Source organism: Streptomyces sp. NPDC054794 (assembly GCF_053611585.1).
This window is the reverse complement of record NZ_JBSHAQ010000029.1, coordinates 40,389-66,176: the sequence shown is the minus strand read 5'-3', so window position 1 is coordinate 66,176 and position 25,788 is coordinate 40,389. Positions and strand designations below refer to the sequence as shown.

The 25,788-nt window shown below is 68.1% G+C and carries 21 protein-coding genes and 2 pseudogenes; 11 read left to right on the top strand and 12 right to left on the bottom strand.

Annotation, left to right across the window (positions count from 1 at the left end):
• Window positions 1-110: 110 nt before the first annotated feature.
• The 3 genes from ACWGKT_RS28110 to ACWGKT_RS28100 all read right to left on the bottom strand — a co-directional run bounded on the left by ACWGKT_RS28110 (window position 111) and on the right by ACWGKT_RS28100 (window position 3,600).
• Window positions 111-974, bottom strand: coding sequence for an LLM class flavin-dependent oxidoreductase (locus ACWGKT_RS28110; protein ID WP_356149318.1), 864 nt, complete (start codon window positions 972-974; stop codon window positions 111-113).
• Between the two features lie 99 nt (window positions 975-1,073).
• The gene (locus ACWGKT_RS28105; RefSeq protein ID WP_453275905.1) at window positions 1,074-2,591 is read right to left on the bottom strand and encodes a flavin-containing monooxygenase; all 1,518 of its coding nucleotides are present in this window, start codon (window positions 2,589-2,591) and stop codon (window positions 1,074-1,076) included.
• Between the two features lies 1 nt (window position 2,592).
• Window positions 2,593-3,600, bottom strand: a complete 1,008-nt coding sequence (locus tag ACWGKT_RS28100; protein WP_453275904.1) for a patatin-like phospholipase family protein — start codon at window positions 3,598-3,600, stop codon at window positions 2,593-2,595.
• Window positions 3,601-3,783: 183 nt separating this feature from the next.
• Here ACWGKT_RS28100 and ACWGKT_RS28095 point away from each other — a divergent pair, with 183 nt between their 5' ends.
• Complete coding sequence (locus ACWGKT_RS28095; RefSeq protein ID WP_453275903.1) at window positions 3,784-4,368, top strand: TetR/AcrR family transcriptional regulator; 585 nt, start codon at window positions 3,784-3,786, stop codon at window positions 4,366-4,368.
• An 82-nt stretch (window positions 4,369-4,450) separates the two neighbouring features.
• Here ACWGKT_RS28095 and ACWGKT_RS28090 read toward each other — a convergent pair whose 3' ends face one another.
• Window positions 4,451-7,039 carry a SpoIIE family protein phosphatase gene (locus ACWGKT_RS28090; RefSeq protein WP_453275902.1) on the bottom strand — a complete coding sequence of 863 codons (2,589 nt, stop codon included), beginning with the start codon at window positions 7,037-7,039 and terminating at the stop codon, window positions 4,451-4,453.
• A gap of 378 nt (window positions 7,040-7,417) precedes the next feature.
• Here ACWGKT_RS28090 and ACWGKT_RS28085 point away from each other — a divergent pair, with 378 nt between their 5' ends.
• The 3 genes and pseudogenes from ACWGKT_RS28085 (at window position 7,418) to ACWGKT_RS28075 (ending at window position 10,367) form a co-directional block, all read left to right on the top strand.
• Window positions 7,418-8,614 carry an NAD(P)/FAD-dependent oxidoreductase gene (locus ACWGKT_RS28085; protein WP_453275901.1) on the top strand — a complete coding sequence of 399 codons (1,197 nt, stop codon included), beginning with the start codon at window positions 7,418-7,420 and terminating at the stop codon, window positions 8,612-8,614.
• A 197-nt stretch (window positions 8,615-8,811) separates the two neighbouring features.
• Window positions 8,812-9,294 (top strand): annotated as a pseudogene (locus tag ACWGKT_RS28080) (SDR family oxidoreductase); the annotation flags it as partial.
• Between the two features lie 176 nt (window positions 9,295-9,470).
• Window positions 9,471-10,367 (top strand): RNA polymerase sigma-70 factor, encoded by an 897-nt coding sequence (locus ACWGKT_RS28075; protein ID WP_453275900.1) that lies wholly within the window; start codon window positions 9,471-9,473, stop codon window positions 10,365-10,367.
• Window positions 10,368-10,447: 80 nt separating this feature from the next.
• Here the strand turns inward: ACWGKT_RS28075 and ACWGKT_RS28070 are convergent, their stop codons facing one another.
• Window positions 10,448-10,645, bottom strand: coding sequence for a hypothetical protein (locus tag ACWGKT_RS28070; RefSeq protein WP_453275899.1), 198 nt, complete (start codon window positions 10,643-10,645; stop codon window positions 10,448-10,450).
• Window positions 10,646-11,307: 662 nt separating this feature from the next.
• Here ACWGKT_RS28070 and ACWGKT_RS28065 point away from each other — a divergent pair.
• Both ACWGKT_RS28065 and ACWGKT_RS28060 read left to right on the top strand, forming a co-directional pair.
• The gene (locus ACWGKT_RS28065) at window positions 11,308-12,222 is read left to right on the top strand and encodes a patatin-like phospholipase family protein (protein WP_453275898.1); all 915 of its coding nucleotides are present in this window, start codon (window positions 11,308-11,310) and stop codon (window positions 12,220-12,222) included.
• Window positions 12,223-12,602: 380 nt separating this feature from the next.
• Window positions 12,603-13,628, top strand: a complete 1,026-nt coding sequence (locus ACWGKT_RS28060; RefSeq protein WP_453275897.1) for a lysylphosphatidylglycerol synthase transmembrane domain-containing protein — start codon at window positions 12,603-12,605, stop codon at window positions 13,626-13,628.
• Here the strand turns inward: ACWGKT_RS28060 and ACWGKT_RS28055 are convergent.
• Window positions 13,527-14,129: a TetR/AcrR family transcriptional regulator gene (locus tag ACWGKT_RS28055; RefSeq protein WP_453275896.1), complete on the bottom strand. Its 603-nt coding sequence runs from the start codon at window positions 14,127-14,129 to the stop codon at window positions 13,527-13,529. The two genes, ACWGKT_RS28060 and ACWGKT_RS28055, sit on opposite strands and share 102 nt — an antisense overlap.
• A gap of 539 nt (window positions 14,130-14,668) precedes the next feature.
• On the opposite strand from ACWGKT_RS28055, the gene ACWGKT_RS28050 reads away from it, so the two are divergent.
• Complete coding sequence (locus ACWGKT_RS28050; protein WP_453275895.1) at window positions 14,669-14,815, top strand: hypothetical protein; 147 nt, start codon at window positions 14,669-14,671, stop codon at window positions 14,813-14,815.
• A 313-nt stretch (window positions 14,816-15,128) separates the two neighbouring features.
• On the opposite strand, the gene ACWGKT_RS28045 is transcribed toward ACWGKT_RS28050, so the two are convergent.
• Window positions 15,129-15,302: a CsbD family protein gene (locus tag ACWGKT_RS28045; protein WP_356149351.1), complete on the bottom strand. Its 174-nt coding sequence runs from the start codon at window positions 15,300-15,302 to the stop codon at window positions 15,129-15,131.
• Between the two features lie 874 nt (window positions 15,303-16,176).
• Here ACWGKT_RS28045 and ACWGKT_RS28040 point away from each other — a divergent pair.
• Window positions 16,177-17,721 carry an amino acid permease gene (locus ACWGKT_RS28040; RefSeq protein WP_453275894.1) on the top strand — a complete coding sequence of 515 codons (1,545 nt, stop codon included), beginning with the start codon at window positions 16,177-16,179 and terminating at the stop codon, window positions 17,719-17,721.
• Window positions 17,722-17,750: 29 nt separating this feature from the next.
• Here the strand turns inward: ACWGKT_RS28040 and ACWGKT_RS28035 are convergent, their stop codons facing one another.
• Window positions 17,751-17,903 carry a hypothetical protein gene (locus tag ACWGKT_RS28035; protein WP_453275893.1) on the bottom strand — a complete coding sequence of 51 codons (153 nt, stop codon included), beginning with the start codon at window positions 17,901-17,903 and terminating at the stop codon, window positions 17,751-17,753.
• A gap of 19 nt (window positions 17,904-17,922) precedes the next feature.
• A complete protein-coding gene (locus ACWGKT_RS28030; RefSeq protein WP_453275892.1) occupies window positions 17,923-19,137 on the bottom strand; it encodes a hypothetical protein in 1,215 nt (404 codons plus the stop codon).
• Between the two features lie 245 nt (window positions 19,138-19,382).
• Between ACWGKT_RS28030 and ACWGKT_RS28025 the strand changes: the two genes are divergently transcribed.
• The gene (locus ACWGKT_RS28025; RefSeq protein ID WP_235455650.1) at window positions 19,383-19,811 is read left to right on the top strand and encodes a VOC family protein; all 429 of its coding nucleotides are present in this window, start codon (window positions 19,383-19,385) and stop codon (window positions 19,809-19,811) included.
• A gap of 185 nt (window positions 19,812-19,996) precedes the next feature.
• Here ACWGKT_RS28025 and ACWGKT_RS28020 read toward each other — a convergent pair.
• The 3 genes and pseudogenes from ACWGKT_RS28020 to ACWGKT_RS28010 form a co-directional block, all read right to left on the bottom strand.
• Window positions 19,997-20,230, bottom strand: a pseudogene (locus tag ACWGKT_RS28020) (hypothetical protein); the annotation flags it as partial.
• Window positions 20,231-20,530: 300 nt separating this feature from the next.
• Window positions 20,531-21,076 carry a maleylpyruvate isomerase family mycothiol-dependent enzyme gene (locus ACWGKT_RS28015; protein ID WP_453275947.1) on the bottom strand — a complete coding sequence of 182 codons (546 nt, stop codon included), beginning with the start codon at window positions 21,074-21,076 and terminating at the stop codon, window positions 20,531-20,533.
• Complete coding sequence (locus ACWGKT_RS28010) at window positions 20,965-21,222, bottom strand: maleylpyruvate isomerase N-terminal domain-containing protein (RefSeq protein WP_453275891.1); 258 nt, start codon at window positions 21,220-21,222, stop codon at window positions 20,965-20,967. The genes ACWGKT_RS28015 and ACWGKT_RS28010 overlap by 112 nt, the downstream gene beginning before the upstream one ends.
• A gap of 334 nt (window positions 21,223-21,556) precedes the next feature.
• Between ACWGKT_RS28010 and ACWGKT_RS28005 the strand changes: the two genes are divergently transcribed.
• Both ACWGKT_RS28005 and ACWGKT_RS28000 read left to right on the top strand, forming a co-directional pair.
• A complete protein-coding gene (locus tag ACWGKT_RS28005) occupies window positions 21,557-23,809 on the top strand; it encodes an FGLLP motif-containing membrane protein (RefSeq protein WP_453275890.1) in 2,253 nt (750 codons plus the stop codon).
• Between the two features lie 463 nt (window positions 23,810-24,272).
• Entirely contained in the window at window positions 24,273-24,761 is a 489-nt protein-coding gene (locus ACWGKT_RS28000; protein WP_453275889.1) for a DUF4232 domain-containing protein, read from the top strand.
• Window positions 24,762-25,788: the final 1,027 nt, after the last annotated feature.

The window sequence follows — 25,788 nt, the reverse complement described above, 5'->3', positions numbered from 1 at the left end:
TGGGTCAGTAGCGGAGGCGAGCCTCGGACCCCTCTATGCGCAGGATGCAGTTCTTGAAGACCTGCGACGACGGCTGCCCGCCGTCAACCGGAGCACGTCTGGTTGGCTGATCAGACCACCGGCGGCCCCGCCTCGATGCGGCGCAGCACCGGAGTGAGGCGGTCCAGGTCGGGGCCGGTCTGGACCTGTCGCTCGTCCCACCACGTGGCGCCGGCGTCGTGCAGCGGACCGATCACGTCCTTGGCCTTCGCTGCGTCCGGGGGCGTGGCACCGCCGAGCACGAACTCGAAGGGACGCTCGGCATCGGGCGTGCGGTGCTCGCGTACGTAGCCGATCAGGTCCCGTACCTCCGCCACATCGGGCACATGCCCGTGCCGGGCCGTCTCGAAGAGCGGCACCGCGCCGTCCCACCGTGCTGCCCGTCGCATGGGCAGGCGACGTGGCCAGAACCCGCCGATCCACACCGGCGGACCGGGCCGCTGCACGGTGGCGGGCAGCAGCGTCACGTCCTGGACTTCGTAGTGCCGGCCGTGGTGGTTCACCGGCTCGCCGGACCAGAAGCGCCGCAACAGCTCCAGTCCCTCGTCCAGCCGCTCGGCGAGGAGATGTGGCTCGGCGGTGTCGCCGAAGCTGCGGTATTCGTCGTCGATCGGCCCGCCCAGGCCCGCGGCGAAGGTCACCCGGCCGTTGCTGAGGTGGTCCAGGGTGGCCACTTGGCGGGCCAGTTGCTGCGGACGGTAACGGGGGACCGGCGTCAACAGGGTGCCCAGTCGGATGCGGGAGGTCGCCAGCGCGGCTGCGGTCAGGAGCATCCAGGGGTCTCCGAAGGGACGCCCCTGGTGCCGCCGGTGCAGTACATGGTCCCAGACGAAGAGCCCGTCCCAGCCGGCTTGTTCGGCGGAAGCCGCAACGGTCGCGACGTTTCGGGGGTCGGCGAAGTCACCGAAGTTGGGGATGTTGATGGAGAAGCGCATCCCAGCAGGATGCGCAGCCGGACACGAGGCGGCAACCGGATTCGGATACAGGCGACTTCACGGCATGCCGTCGGCGCCGTCGTCTTCCCCCGTCGGCCTCTACGCCGTGACATCCACCGGTGTGCTTGAAGTGATGTCGTACGCCTCGGGGTCGAAGTCGGCCAGGCGCCGTCGCATCCGACCTGTCGACCAGGGCCAACTGAAGCTGTTGCGGCCGTTGTCGTCGAGGTAGTAGCTCGAACACCCTCCGCTGTTGTAGACGGTTCGTGGCAGAGCCTGCTGGACGTCGGCGCTGAAGGCGGCCTGGACCTCGGGGCGTACGTTCATGCTCGTCCAGCCTGTCGCGCGGAAGTGACGTACCGCGGCGGTCACGTAGTCCAGTTGTGCCTCAAGGATCGTGTAGGCGGAGGAGTGTCCGGTACCGAGGTGCGGCCCGAGCAGGACGAACGCGTTCGGGAATCCGCTGACCGTCGTACCCAGATAGGCGTCCGGGCTGCCCTTCCAGTGGTCGTTGAGGCTGGCGCCGTCGGCGTCGAACACCCGTTGGGCGATGGGCATGTCGAGGATGTGGAAGCCGGTTCCCAGAATGATGGTGTCGACGTCCGCACCGCTGCCGTCCACGCCGATGACGCGGCTGCCACGGACGGTTGCGACAGCCGTGGCGTGGACGGTGACATTGGGCCGGGTCAGGGCGGGGTAATACGTGTTCGACAGCAGCAGCCGTTTGCAGCCCAGGGTGTAGTCGGGTGTGAGGACCCGGCGCAACTGAGGCTCTTTCACTGCCGCTTTGAGGTGGAGGGTGCCCACCTTCTGCACCGCGCGCAGGAGGGACGGGTGGCGGAAGCCGACGCCGAGGGTCTCCAGTCCCGCGTACTCCGCTTTCCGCAAGGTCCGTTGGGCTGACGGGAAGCGTCGCATCAGCCATCGCTCGGCACGAGGCACGTAGTGGTCGGGCTTGGGCAGCACCCATTGGGCGGTGCGCTGGAACAGGTGCAGTCGCCCGACGTGTGGCTGGATGGCGGGGACGAACTGCACGGCGGACGCGCCGCTGCCGACGACGGCGACGCGCGTGCCGGTCAGGTCGTGGTCGTGGCGCCAGCGCGAGGAGTGGAAGACCTCGCCGGGGAAGTCGGCCAGGCCGGGGATGTCGGGGAGCAGTGGTTCGTGCCAAGGCCCTGCCGCCGCGATCAGGATGCGGGCCGTGTAGCGGTCCCGGTTGGTCTCGACATGCCAGCGGGCCTGGTGGGGATGCCATTGCGCGCGTGTGACCTCGGTGCCGAAGCGGATGAGCGGGGTTATGCCGTACCTGGCAGCGGTGTCACGGAGATACGCGCGTATCTCGGGCTGGCCCGCGAAGGCACGCGTCCACTCCGGATTGGGCGCGAAGGAGTACGAGTAGAGGGCGGAGGGTACGTCGCAGGCGCAGCCCGGGTAGGTGTTGTCCCGCCAGGTGCCGCCGAGGTCGTCCGCCTTCTCTATGACGACGACGTCGTGCACGCCCACTTGGCGCAGTCTGACGGCGGCTCCGATGCCGGACAGACCGCTGCCGATGATCAGGACCTCCACGTCGCGGACTTCGCCGGTGGCGGCTGCCGTGGGAGCGTCGGGCCGGGGCATGTCAGGCTCCTGTCCGAGCGTCGAGGTTGTGGGTGACGGACGTTTGCGGTGCGGGTGAATCGGCTGACCGGAGGCGATCGCGGACGATGGCTCGTGTCGTGCGCAGGGATGTTTCCAGGACCGTCAGGCGCCGTCGGCCGTCCATGAAGTTGCCTCCCATGACATGCAGGTCGGCGGCATTGGGCTCGATCCGGATGACCCGTGTGCCCGCTGCCCGTAGCGCGGCGCATTCGGCGTCCAACGTGCGGGTCATGACGCGGCGGAGCAGCGCCTCCGCTCGGCCGAGGCCGCTGCGCGGTACGGGAGAGGACGAACTCATCGGCGCCACGACGTACACCTCGTCGAGGCCGCGGGACACAAGGAGGTCGGCGGAGGCGGTGGACATGATGCCGCCGTCCGCGTAGCGCCGGCCGGAGATGCGTACGGGCGGAAACCAACCCGGAACCGCCCAGGACGCGCGCAGAGCGTCACGCAAGGCGACCGGCCGGACGTCCGGATGTCCGAAAGGGGTACGCCGCCCCATGTCGAAGTCGGTCGCCACCAGCCAGGTCGCGGGATGGGAGACCCAGCCTCCGGCAGGAGCCAGGACGTCGGCCAGGGCCGCGAGCCAGTCGGCTGAACCACGACCTTGCGGCAGCAAGCCGGACAGGCCCGCCAGCGTGGGCGCCCCGCCGCCCAGCGCGCGGCGCGCCAGCCGGGGCGACCCGGGGAAGACCGCGGGCCGTGGCGGCAGGCCGCGGGGAGGGGCCGCGAAGTGGCGTCGGAGTTCGGGGTGGGCATCTGGGCGTGCGAGCTGCGCGGCCAGGAGTTGTGCCACGCCGATGCCGCTGCCGAGCATGGCCGCCACCTCGGCGCCGGCCGAGGTGCCCACCAGGACGTCGGCGTCGCGCGGGTCCCATTGCGTGATCTGCTCAAGTGAATGCAGTGCGCCGATGGTCCAGGCCGCGCCGAGAGTTCCGCCGCAGCCCAGTACCAGTCCGCGGGAAGGGGTCGTTCGCCTGCCAGTCATGGTCACTGAGTACTCCAACCAATCGGGATACCGGCGAGATCGGGATACCGGTGGTATCTGGATTCGGGATACTAGCGGTATCCGAGCGAGGTGGACAGCCCACGCCGGGGATAGGATCCGAGGACTTCAAGAGCTTCACTTGCCTGCTGGTCAGGCTGCGCAGGACAGAGAGGGAGCAGAGACATGGCCCGCCTCAGCCGCGCCGAGAGCCAGGAGCGCACACGCGAGCGGCTCGTCGCCACCGCGCGGGACCTCTTCTTGCGCAACGGCTACGGTGCGACTTCCCTCAGTGAGGTTGCGGAGGCGGCCGGCTTTTCGAAGGGCGCCGTCTACTCCAACTTCCGCGGTAAGGGCCACCTGTGCCTGGCTGTCCTCGACGACATCCGTACCGAACAGCTGAATCTGCTCACCGAATCCGTCATGCGTGACGCCCGGATCGAGGACCGCCTGGCGACGTTCACCGCTTGGGGCGAGGCGCACATCGGCGACGAGGCCTGGACCACGCTCGAAGTCGAGTTCCTCACCCAAGCCCGCCACGACGACGAGCTCCGGCGCGAGATCACGGCGCGTGTCGTCGCGATCCGCCAGGCGCTCGCTCAACTACTCGACGCCCTGGCCCGGGAGTTGGGTGCCTCCCTGGCCATGCCCGCCGAGCAGGCCGCGATGACGCTGCTCAGCCTCGGCATCGGACTCGGCATACAGCGGATCACGGACCCCGCCGTTCCCACCACAGTGCTCACCGACACGCTGCGTCTCATCCTGCGTTGACGGCCCTCCGCACCCCGCGAACCACGGAGGTGGCGGCGCTACGGGAGCAGTTCGCCAGAGACGTGAGCCACTCGGCGGTCATTCACCGGACCGTCTCAGGAGCTACCCGAGCGGCACGCCCGCTCATTCCTGTTGGTTGACCCTTATGCCGAATGCTCGCGATGGGGAGGCGTTGTCCGGTCGCTCCTCGAGTGCGGGCGGCGGGTCGACGGCGCGTGGGTGTGACGGTAGGGGCAAGGTCTTGATCGGCCCAGACGACCTTGCCACCCGATACTGATCGGGAGCCCCATCTGCGCGCCAGTTGGTCGACCAGGAAGAGGCCGCGGCCGTTCTCATCGGTGGTGTGTGCGCGAGGCGGACGTGGGAAGCAGACGTTGGTATCGAACACTTCGCAGGTCAGGGCCTGGTGCTGGATCAGACGCAGACCGATCGGGCCGGTGCTGTGGCGGACGGCGTTGGTGACCAGTTCACTGACGATCAGTTTCGTGGCGTCTTCGAGGCCTTCCAGGCCCCACTCGGTCAGCTGGCCGGCGGCTATGTGCCGGGCGCTGCGAACAGCGGTCTGGTCACACGGCAGCGTCCAGGAGGCAGCCTGGGTCGGGCCGAGTGAGCGGGTCTTGACGAGGAGCAGGGTGACGTCGTCGGACGGTGCCTGGCCCGGGACGATCTCCATTGCGCGGGTGCAGAGGTCTTCCAGGGAGCGACCCGGTTGTGCCAGGGCGGTGCCCAGGCGGTGCATTCCCGCGTCGATGTCGCACTCGCGGGTCTCGATCAGGCCGTCGGTGTACAGGGCGAGGACACTTCCCTCGGGCAGTTCCCACTCCACGGCCTCGAAAGGGACCCCCAGCCCGATGCCGAGTGGGCTTCCGGTGGGGAGGTCGGGGAAGGTGACCCGGCCCTGCGGGTCGACGATCGCGGGCGGGGGGTGCCCGGCCCGTGCCATGGTGCACTTCCGGGTGTCCGGGTCATAGATGGCGTACAGACAGGTGGCGCCCACCGCCGCGGGCGTCTGGGCCGGGGTGTCGTCGGCTTCTTCGGTCAGTCGCTGGATCGCGTCATCGAGGCGGGTCAGCAGTTCGTCGGGGGGCAGTTCCATGTCGGTGAGCAGGTGTACGGCGGTGCGGATCCGACCCATGGCCGCGGTGGCGTTGATGCCGTGGCCGACCACGTCACCGATGACGAGGGCCACCCGGGCCCCGGACAGCGGGATCACGTCGAACCAGTCGCCCCCGACACCGATGTCCATGTCGGCGGGCCGATAACGCGAGGCCGTCTCGACCGCCGAGCCGCCCTTCAAACGGTGAGGGAGCAGGTTGCACTGGAGCGCGAGGGCCGCGGCGTGTTCGCGGGCGTACAGGCGGGCGTTGTCCAACGACGGCGCGGCGCGGCTGACGAGTTCCTCGGCGAGGAGCAGATCGTCCTCCTGGAACGGCACCGGGTCCTCGGTGCGGATGAACATCGCCACCCCGAGCAGCACGCGTCTCGCGCGGATGGGTACGACCATCAGGGAGTGCATGCCGTACTCATTGATCTTCTGCGCCCGTGCAGGGTCCCGGTCGATCCATGTGCCCGGAGCGGCGTCCAGGATCGGCTCCAGGTGGGACCTCCCGGTACGCAGGACGTCGGTGAAGGGAGAGGCGTGCGGCACGGTGACCTGCTCACCGCGAACCCACGGGGATTCCGGGACGTCTTGGCGGATCGAGGCCAGACCGGCACGTCGGAAGACGGGGAGGCGCTCGCCGATCGGGCCGATGTGGACCGAGGGCCCTTCGCCGAACGGGACCGAGTGCTCCAGGTCGACGATGGCGTAGTCGGCGAACAGAGGCACGGCGAGGTCGGCCAGCTCCTGGCTGGTCTGCATCACGTCCATGGTGCTGCCGAGGCGCGTACTGGCCTCGCTGATAATGGCGAGGCGCTCGTGCGCCCGTGCGCGCTCGGTGACATCGACGGTGACGGCGCACACGCCCTGCGCGCGGCCTTCGGCGTCCTGGAGGCAGAAGATCGAAGTCACGAGGATGTTCTCCTGGCACGGACTCGTCGGCAGCCCGCTCCGGAACTCGTGGACCCCGGTGGCGCCGCTCTGGAGTGCCCGCCGCATGACTGCCTCCAGCGCTTCGCCCTCGGCACTGGGCAGCGCATCGGTGGACCGACGTCCGAGCCGTCGGTCACGGAAGACGCCGTCGTGGCTCTCCATCGTGTCGTTCACCCAGGTGCAACGCAGCTGCGGGTCACATACGACGATGCCGATCGGTGCCCGAGTGAGAAGCGACTCCCGAACCGATCCGTTCATCGTTTCCCGGGAGATCTTGCCGGTGTCGGTCACGGACACGAGCCACCGGACCGCTCCGTCCTGCCCCCACAACATCGAGATCCGCAGGCTGACGGTGAGCATCCGGCCGTCTCGGTGGCGCACTGCCGTAGTGCCCGACCAGCCATTTTGGGCGCGGCACCGCTCGACGAACGCCGATACCGTCGGCGCTTCCTCGGAGGATGGCAGTACGAGCGTGGCGGACTGGCCCACCACGTCCCCGGCGCTGTATCCGACGAGCTGCTCGGCTGCCTGTGTCCACCCGAGCACGGTTCCCTGCTCGTCGAGCATCGCGACCGCCGAGTCGGATATCTCGTGCGTGGTCGACTGCTCACCGAGTGTCGCCTTGTCAGTGCTGGTCATCGAACCTTGTCCTCAGGTAGGTGGCGGAGGAGCGGTGCGGGGTGCGGGAAGCCGGACTGAGAACGGCTACGGCGATCGATTCGCCGCGGTTTGCACCTTTTGGGTGATTGACCGGACGGTGCTCTGATTTGTGACAGCGCCGGTGCCGCGGTCGGAGCACCACGACGTGCGTCACGGTGGGTTACACCCGTAAGCGGGCCCACGCCGGGCAGCTCCCGTCGGTTCCCGACCGCCTCATGGACGTCCAAGGTCACCCACGCCCCAAACGCTCACATGCTGCTGTGACAGCAGCGACGCACGTCACATCGCTTCCTTGTCACAAGGTGTTCGCCTGCCCTGTCTATGGGGGGTAATCGTCAGTACGGCATAGGAGTACGAGTGAAGGACATCCTTGTCATCGGTGGGGGTTTCGCCGGCGTGTGGAGCGCGGCAGGAGCCGTGCGTGCCGCGCGCGAGGCAGGGGGGGAAGTCCGGGTGACCCTCGTCAGCGGTGGCGACGACATGGTCGTGCGTCCGCGCCTTTACGAGGAGGACCCGGAGAGCATGCGGGTCTCCTTGGACCGTGTTCTTGGCCCGATCGGTGTCCGTCGTGTCGCGGCGACGGTGAGCGAGATCGACACCGAGGCGCACACGGTCCGTGCCGTGGGGCGGACCGGTGAGGAACTGGACCTGGCGTACGACAAGCTCGTGCTGGCCGCCGGCAGCCGGCTGGTGCGGCCCAGCTTCCCCGGTGCGCAGGATGTGTTCGACATCGACACGCTGCCTGCCGCGGCGGCGTTCGATCACCACCTGCGGCGGCTGCCCCAGCGGGTTTCGTCCCCCGGCCGGTACACGGCCGTCGTGGTCGGGGCCGGTTTCACCGGGCTGGAGATAGCCACGGCTCTGTGTGAACGGCTGCGGGCGATCGCGGACGCGCAGGGTGCGGGCGAGGAGGTGCGGGTGGTCGTGGTCGACCGTGCCGATGTCATCGGGCCGGAGCTCGGTGCCGGACCCCGCCCGCACATCGATGGCACGCTCGACGAGCTGAAGATCGAACGCCGCCTTGGCCGCACCGTGGCATCGGCAACGTCCGAGGACGTCACCCTGTCGGACGGCGAGGTGATCCCCGCGGCCACCATCGTGTGGACGGCGGGCATGGTCGCGAGCCCCCTGACGGCGCAGATCCCGGGGGAACGCGACCGGCTGGGACGGCTGAGCGTGGACGCCTACCTGCGGGTGACGGGAGTCCCTGACGTCTACGCTGCCGGCGACACCGCCGTCGCCGCGGCGGAGGAAGGGCACGACACGACGCAGAGCTGCCAGCACGCCCTGCCGATGGGGAAGTTCGCCGGGCACAACGTGGTCGCCGACCTTCTGGGAACCGACCCGCTGCCCTTCACCCCCGACCCCTACAGCACCTGCTTGGACCTCGGTCCGGCCGGCGCCCTGGTCACGCAGGGCTGGGACCGTACGGTCCAGATGACCGGAGAGGATGCCAAGGCCCTCAAGCGGGACATCAACGTGCTGTGGATCTACCCCCCGGTCGATGACTCCGAGCAGCTCCTCGCCCAGGCGGGCCGCTTCTCCAACCTCTGACAGCGCGAGCGCGGGCGCACCGCGTGCCCCCGGTCCCGCCGGGGGCATCACCGACGGAGCGTATGACGGGCATGGCCGACAGGTACCGCACTCACATGACGTGTGCGGTACCTGTCGGCTTTCCCTGTGCGGTGGGAGGGTAGATTTGACGCATAAAGTTACGTACTGGACATCAGGTTCCAGGGTTGGGCAATGCCATGAGATTCGCGGCCGTCGGTGGTACCGGGCTGATCGGGTCACGCGTCGTGGAGAACCTCGACGCAGAAGCCGTCGCGGGCGCCGATGTCGTCATCACCCCGACGAATTCCCCGGCCTTCGACGAAACCTCGCCGGCCTTCCTCCGGTCCTCGATGGACACCCTCCTCGCCGCGAGGGGGAAACGCGGTGTCGGACACTTCGTCATTCTCTCGATCGTCGGCGTGGACCACCTGCCCGAACTGGACTACAACCGCGCCAAGGTGGTTCAGGAGGATGTCCTCAAGTCCGGCCCGATGCCGTACTCCATCGTCCGCGCCACGCAGTTCATGGAGTTCGTCGAGGCGATCCTGTCCAGGACCATCGGCGGCGAGACCGTCCGTCTGCCGCGTACGCCGCTCCAGCCGATCGCCGCCGAGGACGCCTCCCGCAACGTCGCCGTACTGGCCGCCCGCGCCCCGCTCAACGGCGTTCCCAGCATCAGTGATGCCCTCGACGCCGGGAACGACGCCCACATCGCCCACCTACCCACTCCACGGACTGGGTCTCCTGAACCAGCCGTGATTCCCGACGGCCCATCAGAACCCCGAGGTTCATCCGCACGTTCATGTGTGTGGCATCGGTGGCCGTCGAACTTGCCGGACAGCAGGGACTGTGCACAATGTCGCCGAAGAACAATCCAGCGGATGAAGCCGAGGACCTCCGGGAAGCAGAGGCAGCCTTCAACGAGGCCCGTCGCTACCTGTTCGGGATCGCCTATCGGATGCTCGGCTGCCTCAGCGAATCGGAGGACATCCTCCAAGAGGCCTGGATCCGATGGCAGACCTACGACCGGTCCAAGGTGGAGAACGCGCGGGCGTTTCTCACGACGACCGTGACGAGGCTCGCCATCAATGTGCTGGAGTCGGCGAGGGTCCGCCGTCAGGCCTATGTCGGTCCGTGGCTCCCGGAGCCGGTCGACACCAGCAGCGACCCGGCGCTGGGCGCCTTGAACGCGGAAGCACTGGAAGTCGCGGTGATGATGCTGTTGGAGAAGCTCACCCCCACGGAACGAGCGGCGTACGTGCTCCGTGAGGCATTCGACTACCCGTACGAGCAGATCGCGGAGATCATCGGCCAGACGCAAGTCAGTGCACGCCAACTGGTGAGCCGGGCACGGAAGCACCTGGTCGCCGGGAAACGGGCAAGCGTCCCGGCCGCTGACCACCAGAGGTTCCTGACAGTGTTCGTGGCGGCCGCCCAGGAAGGGAATGTGGCCGTACTGGAGAAGCTGTTCACGGAAGACGTCGTCTCGTACGCCGACGGCGGAGGGGTCGTGCGGGCGTCGAAGTTCCCCGTCGTGGGCCGTCAGCGCGTGGCGAAGTACTACCACGCGTTCGCCGACCGCTTCTGGCCCGGCGTCACGGTGGAACCGGTCGAGGCCAACGGCAGACCGGCGGTGAGCCTGTCGCGCGACGGCACCGTGTTCGCCGTCCTCACCGTGAGCGTCACCCCGGACGGCATCGACCGAGTGCTCGTCATGATGAACCCGTCGAAAATCGCTGCCATGGCTGTCTGAGCATGCGGCAGACCGGCCCGGGGCGACGATGCCGTTCAGCGGGGTGCCCTCGGCGACTTCGGCCATCGCGTCGGCCATGCCTAGGCGGCGATCGGATGGATCGGTGTGACGGTCAGCCGGACGGTGGCGGCGGCGGTCCAGGACAGGGTGGCCGACGCCGCCTTAGCCGCCGATGACGTCGATTGCGAAGTACGTAGCGACCAGATGCCCTCGACAGGGTTCAGGTCGCGCGTGTAGGTGGGCAGTTGGACGCTGGTGAGCCCGTCATGCTCGGCCACGTGTGGGCGTACAAGGGTGGGTTCACGCCGCAAGCCGCATGCAACGAGGCGCGCCCGGGCGGCAGGCTGCCGGCGCGCGAGCGTGTTCCGCCGCACCGCCCGCGCGACAGGCAAAACCCGGTCAGAAGATCTGTCAGCCGCTCTTGCCATGGCGGTCCCGACCCGTCTGGCGGCGTCCGTGGCCGGTCGACCGGACGCGCGTCGACGTCACACCCCCCGCCCCAGCGGCGAACACCACCTGCGCCGGCGACGCCACAGACGTACCAGCCGGGTCCGAGCCCGCCGCTGTCACTACCAAGGCCGAGGTCATCTGGGTACCGCACGAGCATGAAAGGGCCCCGCCCTGCGGAGTCCACTACGAGCCTCTCGCAGGGGCGGGGCCGCCCGCCCCTGTTGGCCGGTTGGGCGGGCTGCGGGCGCCCGTCCCCTGACGCCCGCCTCTCCAAAATAAAACGAACGGTTATTTTTCGCAAGCGTGCCGTGCCAGGTCGTCGGCGCACATGCGTGGAGGCCCTGCGGAAGCTTCCGCTGCTGCTCCGTGACTCTTGGCGTGGCATCCTGCTGTAAGGAAAACGAATGTTCGTCTTGACCTGGTCTCGCCAAAGCCCTCAGGATGTGGTGACGGAAAAAGGAACGTTCATTCCGGGAAAGGGGGTGGTGGCATGAGCACCGCACGGGCCGGAGGGCTGGCGTTGTCACCGCGACAGGGGCCGGAGAGTGCCAACGGGACGCCAATGGCGCCTGTCGAGGCCGAGTCTGCACCGCGTGACACCGTGGCGTTCGTGCTGCAAGGCGGCGGCAGCCTGTGTGCGCCCCAGGTCGGCATGCTGCGGGCACTGACCCAGGCAGGGATCAGACCGGACCTTGTGGTGGGGTCGTCGGCTGGGGCGCTGAACGGTGCGGCCTTCGCTGCCGACCCAAGCATCGGCGGTATCGATCGGTTGGAAGCGCTCTGGATGCGCCTGAAGCGTCGGCACGTCGCACCGCTTTCGCTGCGGACCCTGGCCAGGGCCGCGCTGGGCCGGAGCGAGGCGGCGGTCTCCAGCGAAGCGCTGCGGCAGGTGCTGCGGTCTGCCGTAGCTGTCGGTCGACTTGAGGAGGCTGCTGTCTCCATGCACGCCGTGGCGACCGACTTCGAGACTGGTGCGGCGGTCGTCCTCTCCACTGGGGCGGCTGTCCCGGCCCTACTCGCCTCAGCGGCCTTTCCGGGCCTGTATGCCCCCGTGCGCGTAGGCGGGCAGCGGCTCATCGACGGGGGAGTCTCGGCGGACCTGCCTGTTCTCCAGGCAGAGGGGCTCGGCGCGACCACTATTTACGTGCTTCCCGCCGCGGTCACGAGACAGGCGGGGCGCCCGGCGCACGCGGCCCTGGACGCTGCGTTCCGGGCACTTGGCCAGATCTTGGATGAACGGGAAAGGCGGGACATCGCGGCGGTCCGCGGATTGGTCCATCGACTGCCCAGCGTCACCACTCCCGTGGCCAGCGTCATCGACTTCCGTGACACCGAGCGGCTGCTTCAGGCCGGCCATGGGCTCACCGCGGCCTGGCTGGCCGGGCAGACCGCAACCCGGGAATGAGGGAGGCCCATGGCCAGCCGTGCCTCTCGCGTGCGCCGCCGGATCCACGACCTCGTGTGTGCACCGGCCGGCAGTACACAGCTTCGATGGTGGGCGGAGCGGCTGTTGGTTGACATGCCGCTTCATGCGAGCCCAGGGGACCTGACTCTCCCAAGGCGCACATGGTGTCCCGTGCACCTGGTCGGCCTGATGCGCCTGCTGCCCCAATGGCCGGTGCAGCGATGAGCAGCTCGCACCAGATCGAGCCGGCTGACCACGGATACAACCAAGTTGCTGCTCCAAGGGCGGGAGCCCGGGTGGAGCAGGTGAACGAGGACGACGGGAGCCCATCCCCGTCACGCTCTCGACCACGCGTCGCGCTCACTGTGGGTGTCGTCCTGATGCTGCTGAGTGTCGAGCTGGCGGTTGCCACGCCCTATGCCCGTCGAGCTGCAGGCCATCTGGCCCATGCTCAACCCGCCTGGTTTCTGCTGGCTGTTGCCGCTGAGATGGTGTCGATGGCGGCCTTCGCCCGGCTGCAGAGCCTGGCACTGAGTGCGGGCGGTTTGCGAGTGAAACTGCGCGCCGCTGTTTCCGTCGTGTTTGCGGGGAATGCTCTCAGTGCGACTCTGCCTGGCGGCAGCCTGGTATCGATCACCTACCGGACTCGGCGTATGCGTGCCTGGGGTGCCAGCGTGCCTTTGATCGGCTTCACCCATGCTGTCACCGGTGTTCTGAGCACGATCGCACTCATCGTGCTTACTGGGATTGGCAGGACTCTGGCTGGGGACAGTGCCCAGCTTGTAAGGGCGTCCATCCAAGTTTCAGTGGCTTGTGCCGTCACCGTCGCCGCGCTCGCGCTCGTCCGGCACACCAATGTGTTGCGCCGGCCCGTGAGCGCTCTTCTTCGTGTGTGGCAGAGACTGCGGCGCAGGAAGGACGGGCACACGTCGGCTGATGGCTTGCTTGAGGAGTTGGCTGTCATGCAGCCTCCAGGTCGCTTCTGGTTGCTGGGGCTTGGCGCTGCCCTGATCAACTGGGCAGGCGATCTCGTGTGCGTGCTCGCTGTGTGTCATGCGGTGGGCTCGGCCCCGGCCTCGGGCAAGGTGCTGCTCGCCTACGTCGCTGCGATGACGGCAGCGTCGGCTCTGCCTCTGTTGCCCGCGGGACTCGGCCCTCTCGACGCGGCTCTGGTCCTGACGCTGCATCACGGGGGAATGCCGATGGCGGCTGCCACGGCCGCTGATCTCCTCTACCGGACCCTCAACCCAGCACTGATCGGTGTCGCCGGGTGGTCGGTCTTGCTCGTCCAACGCCGGGGCCGGTCAAGGCGTGGCCGGCTCCGGCCACAGGGCCCGTACCGCGTCGCCGACCCCATCCACGAGCGCGGGGTCGAGCATGGCCACCTGGAGGATGTAGCCGGGTAGGAAGCAGACCAGCGCGCCGGCGATGGACTCGGCAGTCACTTCCTTCGGCAGAGCGCCGCTTTCTTGGTGCTCTCGCACGACCTCTGCGAGGTCGGAGCGCATCTGGGTCAGCAGGGTGCTGAACTGGCTGGCCAACGTGGGGTTTCGCAGAGCCTCGGACCAAGCCAGCACAGCCAGCCTCGCGGTGTCGTGTTCCGCGGCCCTGACTGACACGAGGTCGAGGACATCAGCGATGACGGCCCCTACGGAACCTCTGGGCCGAGTCGTGGCGACGCCGTGGACCATCGTGAGGACCTCACGCATGTTCTCTTCGGCAATGGCCAGAATCATCTCGTCTTTGCTCGCGAAGTGCCGGTAAACCGCGCCCGCCGAGAGCCCGGACTCTGCGAACAGATCCTGCATCGACGTTGAGTGAAACCCGTCGCGCAGGAAGCATCGTCGGGCTGCATCCAGGATCTGGGTACGGCGATCGTCCATGTACTGCTGGGATACCTTCGGCATGGGGGGCATCCTATCAAATACGAAAACGAATGTTCGTCTTAGCTCTCTCGCGGAGCTAAGCAGACCGAGGTTCTGGTGAACGACCATTCGCCTTTGGGGGCGAGGCCGTGGGGACCCGTTTGGCGGGACGCCAGTCATAGCGGCGAGTGACCCCCACTGGGGATCGTGGGCACGAATACGGCAAGCCAAGATGCGGTCGAGGGCCTGGCGCACGGCGCGGCTGGTGGCTTTGGCGTCCATCTTGTTGTCACGGAGGCTGCGACCTGCGTCGCGTCTTATGGCCTTGAGCGCCGTGAGTGGAGCGGCGGCACTCGGGGTCTACCTTGTGGCCCACGGTTTTGTCGGTGCGCTGCCGCACGAACATTTGGCAACCTGGGCTTCCTTCTCACTCACCAATCTCGCGATCAGCGCCACCACGGCCGGGGTAGTCACTCTTGCGGGTCAGGCGGGGTTTGGGCTTCGTCAGGCGCTCATGGACTTTGTCGGCGATCCGTTTTCCGGCAGCACGTCCGCACCGGAACGGCTTCCCAAGGCGGTCGATGAACGCCGGCCAGTGGCTGCCGCCGGGCGCCGGCGCGAGCCTCGTGCGCGGCACGGCCTACTTCAACGGCAATGACAGTGCCGGCCGCGTCGCAGTTCTCACTCCGTGGAGCGTGCTGGGACCGGCAGCCGCTGCGGGCACGTGATCCGGCGCTTGAAGGGATGGTGGCGCGGCCTGGGTGCTCCGCTGGCGCGCGACCTGTCCCTTGGCTGCTACGTCGTCTCGCTGGGCGGCCTGCCAAGCCGACTGGGTGCGGTCGCCGACGACGGTGGTGGACGGCCGCCGCGTGGCGCGTGCGGCGCAGTCTCCTTCATGACGACGGTCAGGTGGCCGCATGGGCGGGTGGTGGCGGCGTGGACGCAGAGACCCCGCGGTGTGCGAATGGCAGCACCCTGATGGCAAACGAAGCGGGACCCCGGGTGGTATAGGACACGGGATCCCGCTGAGAGCGTGGCACGTCAGTGCTTGAAGACGTCCTTCGCCTTCTCCTTCGCCTGGCGCGCGGCACCCTTAGACTTCTTGGCCTGTCCCTCGGCCGTCATTTCCTCATTGCCCAGTGCGCGGCCGACCGTCGCCTTGGCCTTGCCCGTGGTCTCTTCCATCTTGCCCTTGCCCTTTTGATGTCCGGCCATCGTCGCTCACTCTCCTCACCGCATGCGGCGTTGTCGCACCGCTTCGAGTACCCGCAGCAGGCGGGACGATGCCCGCGGTCCTCAGGGTGTGTGCGGCTCGACCTGGTGACGCCCAGTGTCCGGGCGAGACGCCGGCTTCGGCTTCTCCGTGGCGTACGACCACTACTTTCCGTGATTGCGCGAGCAGGGGCTTTCGCGTACGCCTGGAGCGTGCACGGCGCAGCCGCGCAGGCTGCGCTGAGCACCGCGCGACGGAGGGCGGCAGACCAAGCCCAGCGCCACCCCGCTTTCCCATCACAGCGGCGGCAACGCCTGGGTGCCGACCGATATCCCCGCGGGCTTCGGCAGCCACGCCACACCTCACGGCCACCGTCCGTGGAGAGCGCGACAGTCGGCCAATCGCCCGGCGCACGGAGTTGCGTGGCCGGGACATCGGTCGGCGGGGGAGCGACGACGAGGACGACTGGCCGCTTTGGGGGATTGACGAGCGGTCACAGCCTGGCGTAACGGCTTGACCTGCCTCCCGTCGATCCTGCCGGGACACCGCAAGTCCTTAAGGTAATCAGGCAGGCCATTGATCGACAAGTGGTTTCGCTGGGCGGCGACCAGGGGACGTGCCCGGGTTCGGCCGCCCCCAACTGGCTTTGCGTGGCTCACGGCATGCCGGGCGGTGTCCGCCTCTCTCTGTTACCCCCGGGCGTCCCCGTGGCGAAGGTCGCGACGACGGCGTCGAAGCCTTTTCGTAACCGATGTTTCACGCAGGACTCTTGCGCTCGGCGGCGCCGACGGCAAAGGTATCGCACCAAACCTTTGATTTAGGCGGGGAGCGGTACGTCGGATCCACCGGCGGCCACCAGAGCCCGAGGAGGCCCGTATGCCCACCGACAAGTCAGTGACGGAGCCGGAGCGCGAGAAGGCTCTGTCCGGAGACGCTCAACGCCTTCACGAACTCGGCTACGCCCAGGAACTGGCGCGTTCGATGTCGGCGTTCTCGAACTTCGCCATTTCGTTCACCATCATCTCCGTCCTGTCCGGATGTCTGACGCTGTACGGCTTCGGCATGGTCACCGGCGGCCCGGCGATGATCACTTGGGGCTGGCCGCTGGTCGGCGTCATGACCCTTTTCGTGGGCCTGGCCATGGCCGAGGTCTGCTCCAGTTACCCGACGGCGGGTGGCCTGTACTACTGGGCGGCCAAGCTCGCTCCGTCCCACGGCGCGGCCTGGTCCTGGTTCACCGGCTGGTTCAACTTCCTCGGCCAGGTGGCGGTGACCGCGGGCATCGACTTCGGCGCGGCCTTCTTCCTGAACGCGCTGCTCGACCTGCAGTTCGGGTTCTCCGCCACGCCCGGGCACACCATCCTGCTCTTCGGGATCGTGCTGGCCGTTCACGGCGCGTTGAACACCTTCGGCGTCAAGCTCGTCTCCCTGCTCGGCAACGTCAGTGTGTGGTGGCACATCCTCGGCGTGCTGATCATCGTCGGCGCGCTCGTGATCTTCCCCTCGAAGCACCAGTCGGCGGACTTCGTCTTCACTCACTTCGTCAACGGCACCGGCTGGGGCTCCAGCTTCTACGTCGGACTCCTCGGCCTGCTGCTCGCCCAGTACACCTTCACCGGCTACGACGCCTCGGCGCACATGACCGAGGAGACCCACAACGCGGCCGAGGCCGGACCGCGCGGCATCGTGATGTCGATCCTCGTCTCCCTCGTCGCCGGCTGGGTCCTCCTGCTCGGCATCACCTTTGCCATCCAGAACTACGACGGCGCCCTGGCCAGCTCGACCGGCGTGCCTCCGGCGCAGATCTTCATCGACGCCCTCGGCGAGACCGGTGGCAAGCTCCTGCTGCTCATCGCGATCGGTGCCCAGTTCTTCTGCGGCATGTCCTCGGTGACCGCGAACTCCCGGATGATCTACGCCTTTTCCCGGGACGGTGCCTTGCCCGGCTCGCAGGTGTGGCACCGCATCAACAAGCGGACCAAGACGCCCACCAACGCGGTCTGGCTGGCGGCCGGCGGCGCCTTCGTCCTCGGCCTGCCCTACCTCTGGAACGCCACCGCGTACGCGGCCGTCACCTCGATCGCCGTCATCGGCCTGTACATCGCCTACGTCATGCCCGTCTTCCTGCGACTGCTCCAAGGCGACAACTTCGAGCGCGGCCCCTGGCACCTCGGCCGCTGGAGCCGGCCCGTCGGTATCATCGCCGTCGCCTGGACACTGATCATCACCGTCCTGTTCATGCTGCCCACAGCCAGCCCTGTCACCAGCAAGAACTTCAACTACACCCCGATCGCCGTTGTCATAGTCCTCGGTTTCGCCGGAGTGTGGTGGCTGGTCTCGGCACGCAACTGGTTCACGGGCCCGAAGGTCCAGGGCACCGCCGAAGAGCTGGCGGCGATCGAGCATGAACTCGAGTTCTGAATCGATGCGACGGGGCACTGAGCCCTGCCTCAGGCAGGGCTGAAGGACGGCTGCACCGGCCGTCGCATCTGCTCGCGCTTGCCGCGCAGGACGGTGAGGGTGAGGTCGAGTACTTCGATCTCACCCTGCCGGCCCTCGACGCTCCCGAGGAACGTGACCGGCCACGAGTTCCCGCGGGACATCGTGGCCGGTCCTGTGCGCTCAGCGGGTTGACAGCTGGGGTTGCGGCATCCGCTGCCAGCTGAACGGGCCGTAGGTCGTGTCGGTGACGACGTGGTGGGCATTGGGGTCTGCGGTCAGTTTCAGCCATTCAAGCGGGGTAGTGCTGCCGTGCACGACGATCCGGTGGAAGTTCGGGACGTTGTAGTACGGGTGCTCGTTCCACGCGCTGTTCCCCGGGTCGTGGGCGCAGACGCCGGCGCCGGTGGCCGGGTCCGTCTCGCCGGTGCACGTCGCCGTCAGCGACAGCGGGTTGTCCGAGCGGTACAGGTGCGAGTCACCGTTGAGCATCAGCACCGGGCGGGCGAACTCGGTCGTCTTCGCCGCGACCTCGCTGATGATCGGCTCGTAGTTGGTCAGGTGGTCCTTGGTCTTGCCGTCGAGGTCCCACATGTCGGCCTGTGCCGTGATCACCACCGCCTTGGCGTGCCTGGCCCGCGCGTCGGCGAAGGCGGTATCGAGCCAGCGGACGTCGGCCGCGGTCCGGTTGGCCCGCTCGCCGGTCTGCGCCTGAGTCGCGGTCGGCTCCTTGTACCAGGGGTCGGCGTCATTGTTCGAGCCACCCGGCACGTTGACGGTCACGAAGACGATGTCGTTCTGCGCCCACATCACGTTCTCGACGTACTGCGCGTCGCTCGGGTGGCTCGGGTCGTAGGCGGTGGCCTGAGAGACCACGTCCAGTGTCCCGCTTCCGAGGGTGTGGCCGGGCCGGGCGAAGAAGTTCTGCCGGACCTTGGCGAGGTTGTCGACCGGGTTGCCGCAGTGGTAGCTGATGCAGTCCGCTGTGTTGGTCGACAGTCCGCTGGTGCCGATGTAGTTGATCGCGCCGGAGGCCGGGTCGTAGAAGCCGCCGCCTTGCCCAGGTGAGGTGAGGCTGGATGCCTTGTGGCAGTCGGCCCACTCGTTGTCGCCCGGCGTGTAGATGAGCGGCTTGGTGAAGGACTGCCACGCGGATGCGATCGAGGCGTCGTAGTCCTCGGTGCAGAACTCCTTGCCCGAGTGGATGTCGCCGACGTGGATGACGTCGCTGATCGTCGGATCGCCGTTGATGGTGCCGATGAACGCCGGGGTCTTCTGGTACTGCGAGGTGTCGGCGATCTGGCCCGCGGGCGCGTACGCCGACTTGCCGTACGGGGAGTCCCCGAACACGGCGAGCGTCAGTGGGCCGTCGGCCGTCGAGGCAGTGGCGGTCGACATCACGGATGAGGCAAGGCCGACGGCAACGAGCGTGATGAGCCCACGCTTTGGCATACGACTCGACATGCGTCCCTCTTTCAGGTCCGGTTGAGGGGGGGCGCTCCAGTGAACTGGGTCCTCGGCGAGCGCGACATGGCCTCAACGGCGGCCTGGAGATGACGAGAAGGCGAAATTACGGCTGAGCCCGCAGGCCGGATCGCTCTCTGAACGGGGTTGCGGGCGGAGTCCCTTGGTATGGTGCGCCGATGTCATCGATCAAGAAGTTCCAAGTCACCTTTGACTGTGCGGAACCTGAGCGCCTCGCTCGCTTCTGGTGCGAGGTGTTGGGGTACGTCGTACCGCCGCCACCGGAGGGGTTTGCCACTTGGGACGATTTCAAGCGCTCGCAGCCACCTGAGCAGCGGGATTCATGGTTCGCCTGCAGCGATCCCTCAGGTGTGGGCCCGCGGCTGTACTTCCAGCGCGTCCCCGAGGGGAAGGCCGTCAAGAACCGGGTGCATCTTGATGTGCGGGTCGGCACCGGACTGGTGGGTGAGGAGCGGCTCGCCGCACTCGAGGCCGAGTGCGCACGACTCGTTCCGCTGGGCGCGGTACATGTGCGAACGCTGTATGACGGCAATGATGCGTGCATCCCGATGCTGGACATCGAGGGCAACGAGTTCTGTATCGACTGACCATTCTCCGGGCCGGAGAAGCGATCGTTGCGACTGTCCGTGACCGGCCGGCCGACGGCGACGACCAGTCGGTGTCGCCGTCGATGACGACCGATGGTTGGTCGAGTACCGGTAGTTCTACGACTGAGTTTGTTCTCGCCGACGTTGAGGTAGCGCAGCCGTGTCAGGTTTCTGAGGGCGTCGGGGATCTCGGTCAGGTTGTTGTCGTGCAGGTAGAGGCAGTCGTTGAGGTTGGTCAGGTCGCCGAGTTCGTCGGGCAGTGACCGGAGGCGGTTGTGGCCCAGATCCAGGGTGGTCAACCGTGGCAGCCCTCCGATCTCGGTGGGCAGGTGGGTGAGCCCGTTGTCCGCGGGATCAGCACCTGGAGCTCGGTGCGTTGCCAGACCGAAACCGGCATCTTTCCCAGCTGCTGACGCCATAGGTTCAGCATGTGCGGCACGGTGCGGTCCCTTTCCGGGCACGTCGACGGTTCAGGTGAAGCATCGCAGCAGGTGTCGTACGACCGGCTCCGGTTGTTCCTCGCGGACGTCACGGGCACCGGCAGTGGGTCGGCGTCGTCATCGGGGTTGAAGCGCGGAAGCGTCGCCGGCCCCTCATCTCGGACGGCACGCACTCTCGAGGACGGCGTCCGCGGTGCACAGTACGGTCTCGTTGTACTCAGCGTACGCGCCCGGCACTACGGCCGTTCGGCACATTGCCGTGACGGGCATTGATACCGGTCAAGCGGTCAAGGGGCCTTCCAGGATCCGTCGTGCGGCCTTCCAGCCGCCGTTCCAGACGAAAGGCCCATCGTCAGCCGGCAGTCGCCCCCACGGCAGAAGCAACAGGTTCTCCGCTCGGGCGGCGAGCGTGACCACCGGCGTTCCGGGGCCGTACGTCCACGAGGCGCCGGTGTCGGTCGCCTCGAACCGTAGGGCGTGCCGGGGTGGCTGTGCGCGGCCCCGTTCCGCCTGCCGGGGCGCCATCGTGTCGAAGACCTCGGCCACGCCCTCGCCCGCGAGTTGGGCGTCGAGCGGCCGCGGTGTGCCCAGCGCGCGCTCGGCGTCCCACCGGTGGACGAGTGCCTCCAGGCAGCGGCGTCGTTGCCAGAAGCCGACCGTGTGCGGTGGGTGGAACGTCCACTCGGGAGCGGAGGGATCCGTGTCCAGTGCCTTCAGCAGGGTCTCGGACGCCTCGTAGACCACCTCATCAGCGCCCCCTGCTCCTGTGGTGCGGCAGGCGGTTCGAAGCCCCCATGCCCTTCGGTGACGGCGGCGGCCGCCCAGAGGTTCGAGGCGCCCAGATGCTCCGACAATTCGCGCAGCGTCCATTCGCCGCAGTGCTCGACTCGTACGGACAGATCGCCATCGAGGCAGGTTCGGGAAGAGTCCAACTCACGCTGCAGGTAAGGAAGAAGAGACGCGGTGTCCATGTCGTGAACCTAGCCGAGCCGACCGACAGGGCAGAGCCCGTTTCACTGGTACAGGTCATCAAGGGAGCTAGCGATGGTAGGGGGCGCTTTCGTCTCGGAGCGTTGGGGCGGTGAGGGCCGGATCCGGGGGGCGCACCACCGAGGGCGCGCGGGTGTTTTGGACGGGGGAGCGCACCATGATGCGCCCCCACGGCCGGAAACGGCCGAGGGCTGCCCGTTCGTCTGACGTTGTGGAGCCGAGGGGGCGCGGCGTGGGGAAGCCGTGCGGACGTGAGGGGGTACGGTCATGGGGCGGGCCGGATCAGCACGTGGGCGGAGGCTGTGGGGCGCGGTCATGGCGGCACTGCTGCTGACGACGATGGCGGCGGTGCCGTCCGCGGCCGCGGCGAAGGGTGGCGCACGGGCGGCGTCCGGCGTCCGTGTGGATACGCCGGATCCGTCGGCCATGGTGGTCCCTTCGGGTCCGCAGCCCGACCCGGAACCGACGGACCCCGAGACGGACGACGACACGCCTTCGCCCCCGCCTGCCGACCGTTCGCTGACCCCGGAGAGCCAGCAGGTCTACGCGCCCACGTCGTTCACCATGACCGGCACGGGCTTCGACTGCTCGGACGGGCCGGAGTCGGCGGGCCCGCTGACCTTCGAGGTGGAGGGGCAGGAACCGCTGAGCCTGACCGTCGGCGACGACGGGAGCTTCACGCAGGACGTCACCGTGCCGGCGGACACCGTGCCCGGGACGTACCACATACAGGCCCAGTGCTCGGCCACGGACGACGCGTCCGGCGCCGAGGCCACTTTCGAGGTGCTGTCGCCGAGGGCCCCCGACCCGCAGGTCTCCCTGGAACCGGACTTCGGGGACCCGGGGACGAATTCGGTCGTTCACGGTGAGGGATTCCTGTGTGACGAGGGAGCGGGAGTGGACGTGCTCTGGGACGGCGAACCCGCCACCACCGCGACGCCCGACGCGGACGGGAGTCTCACCGCCACGCTGCCGGTCCCGTCCTCCGCCACGGAAGGCGGGCACGAGGTGGCCGCGAGCTGCCAGAGCCCGCAGGACGTCCAGGACTCGAAGACCTTCACCGTGAACCCTCCGTCGGTCACACCCTCACCGGAGGACACCCACGACGTCACCATCCACCTGACCGACTACCCGACGGCGTGCACCCGGGGCTCCATCGTCATCGGCGGCCGCCGCCTGAACACCTGGCTGGACGAGGGCTCGACCGAGGGTGACGCGGGGGCGGGGCTTTGGGAGTTCATCGACCTCCATGGCCACATTCCGAGCGATCTGACGGGTCGTCTGGAAGTGGACCTGGACTGTGTGGGCCGGGACCGGGAGAAGGCCGGTGAGATCACTCTGCCGACCACGGACGGGCTGACGCTCTTCGAGCTGCCCCTGGGATTCCACAGCCACCCGGAGGGGCAGACGGGCCGGATCACCCCATTGCCCTCGGGCAGCAGCACGGGTGAGAACAGCGGCACTCCGGACCCGACAGCCGGCGCCGACCCGGACCGCAGCGCCGCCCCGAGCCCGTCGCCGAGTAGCAACCCGCACGACCCTCGGGAAACGAGTCCGGCACGCGACCTCGTCGAGGCCCTGCGCACCCCCGCCGACGTCTCGTGGGCATTGAAGGATCTGGCAGGGTCGGTGGCGATGGCCGCCTGGTTCCTGCTGCTGATACTCCTCCTGGAACGGGCCTTCCCCAATCAGTTGGCCGACAACGCGATAGGCCGCTGGTGGGCTCGGGTCCGGGAACGGCAGCAGGCGCGGCCGCCGAGGCTGCCCGGCTGGGCCAGGATGTGTGGTTTCGCGCTCGTTGGCGGCACGCTGGCCGTCTGGTCCGACGCGAGGACCGGCCTGAGCACTTCGACTACGGTCAGGACCGTGGGCGCCGTCGCGGGCATCGTGATGGTCCTGGTGACCTATGAGAAGACCAAGGACTCCCTGCGCCACCCACGTCGGGGCGGGATCCGCACGGAGTTGCGGGTGGTCCCCGCCGGGCTGCTGCTGGCGGCCCTGATGGCGCTGATGTCCCGGTTACTGGAGTTCCCGGTCCCGTACGTGTACGGCCTCGTCGCCGTCTACATGGTGTCCGGCGCCCGACGCTCCGACCCCGACGACGTCATGCCGAGGGGCCAGGCGGTTCTGATCGGCGGGATCTGCGTGCTCGCCGCCTCGGTGCTCGTCTGGGTGCTGGGCGCGCCTGTGGTGCAGGCGGTCCAGAGGCACCACGATTCGCCCGGCAGCCTGCGCTATGCGATCGCCTACACCCTGGGCCTGGCGGTGGTCGGCGGCGTCGAGGTGGTGGTGTTCGGCCTGCTCCCGCTGCCCGGCATGGACGGGCAACACCTCAAGGACTGGAACAAGTTCGCCTGGTTCGCCCTCTACCTGACCGGCCTGACCTTCTTCTTCCACGTCCTGCTGAACAGCGTGCACCCGGGAGTGGGCAAGGATCTCGCCGTCGACGGGGACCTGCGCTGGTGGACCGTCGGCATAGCCACCGCCCTGTTCCTGGCAGCCTGGGCCTTCTCCCTGGTTCTACGCTGGTTCGCCGCGCTTGCGGAACTGCGACATCCTGCGCCTTGAAGTCATCGGATTCCGTACCTTGCTCGCAGACGACGCCACGAGGCACCGATCTCCGAGATGTGATCGCGGACGCCGTGTGACGGCTGCGGCACCCTGTGGCCAGGTTTTCCACACCAGCCTCATCGGCAGGACTCGGCTCCTCTCCGGCCAGATCGCTCACGATCACCGCCCAGACCGGCCGCGTCGCCGTCGTCACCGGAGCCAACAGCGACCTCTGGTACGTCCCCGCGCGGGAGCGTGGTGGTTGACCGGATCGAGGCCGAAGTTCGCGTGGCCCGGATCGAGTTGGAGCGGCCGGGCCTCGGAGATCTGGGCTCCGTACGGGTGGAACCTCGGCGCGGCCGCCCGCATCTAGTCGGCCGGTGAGGCAGGAGCGGCGGCACTCGGCCCCGCGAGAGTGACGTCATCCAGGGGAGTTCTCATGTCACGTGGGACAGCGGCGGTCTACGCGGTTGGTCTGGTCATGCTGAGTGCCGCTGCCTGCGGACAGAGTGACAGCGTCTCGGACGCCCGGATTGCCGCATGCGGAACGTCCCAGTTGAGCTGGAAGATGACCCTTCTCCCGGGCAAGCCGCACAACACGCCGACGGCGACGCTCAGCGCCGCGCACATGGGATCGAAGCCTTGCGCCTTCGACGGATACCCGGAGCTCAGTGTGCATGTCGGCAAGGGGCCGTCGGCCGACTCCAAGCCGAAGGAGTCTGCGCCGGTCCATTTGCTGCTGAAGGCGGGCCACAGCATCGCGATCCCGGTCTTCTATGACGCGATCGGGTCGCCGTCCGGGTCCTGTGAGGTCATGGCCGAATACAACCCTCGCGTCGACGTACGGCCCCCGCACCCCACAGCGCACGACTATGGCTCTCGTGTGGAACTGACCGATGCGAAAGGGCACCACCGGCGGGCACAGGTGTGTGACCTCGACATGCTGCTGGGGGCACCCCAACTCCACTGAAACGGCCCTGGAGTTCGCCACCGGCGCGGACACTTTGTACGTGGCGAGGGACCACGTCTCGTCCCAGGCCTAGCAGGAGTCACCGAAGGCGGGGGCGGCGGCGATGTGCACACGGCCGACGGTGGCCCTTCGGCACGGGAATGGCATCAGACGCCCCCCGAAGTGCCCTACCGCAGGCTTTGCTGACGGCCGCCCTGCCGCCCTCACTCCCAGCGGTATTGACGCCGGGGCTGCCCGGCCCGTGTTCAGCCGGCGGTTTCTCCTCCGCTCGGTGAACGACTGCTGGTAGGAGAGGGGCTGATGCTGCTGGAAGGACTGGCGGAGGGCCTTGCGGAAGCGGTTGCCGTCGGCTTGGAGGAGTTGGGGTGGCCGCTGCTGGAGGGTCGGGGGGTCGGCCTGGGCTTCACGCGCGGCGGCGCACTGGTGGTGGAAGGAGGCCGGGAGGTCGGCGGTTCGCTGCGAGTTGGCGTCGGCACAGGGCGGCGGATGCCGTCACTGTTTCGGTCCTGGACGCCTTTCCGGGCGGGGTGCGTGGTCACACGCTCCAGCGAGGTGGGTGAATCGGAGACCGGGCCCTGGAGCTCGTCGGGGGATGGACCTTCCGGGATCGACGCGGCTCGTGGGGCTGTGGACTGGGGAAGCACCGATGCGGTGGCCAGGCCGCCGAGAATGGTGAAGGCGGCTGCGGCAAGAGACCGGACGGCGTACTTCTTCAACCGCGGCGGACGATTGCGGGCTGCCGACAGGTCGGGTGCGGGAGGGGCCGATCCGGGATCGCCGGCTGAGTCGAAGGGGGGCAGTCCCTCGGGGACGTGGACCTTCGCGATCGCGGTGTCGTCTCGGGGAGCACCGCCTGTGTGATTGCTCAGCTCTGCCATGTCGGAGTCGTATGCTCCGCACTCCGGGCACGTTACGGCGCTGTTGAGTGTGCGGCTGCACGGGATGCAGTAGTCCATGACGCGACCGCTCAGTCCTCCTGCCGATGGGAGGGAACACATGCCCAGGACGGTCCGCAGTCAGCGGTCGG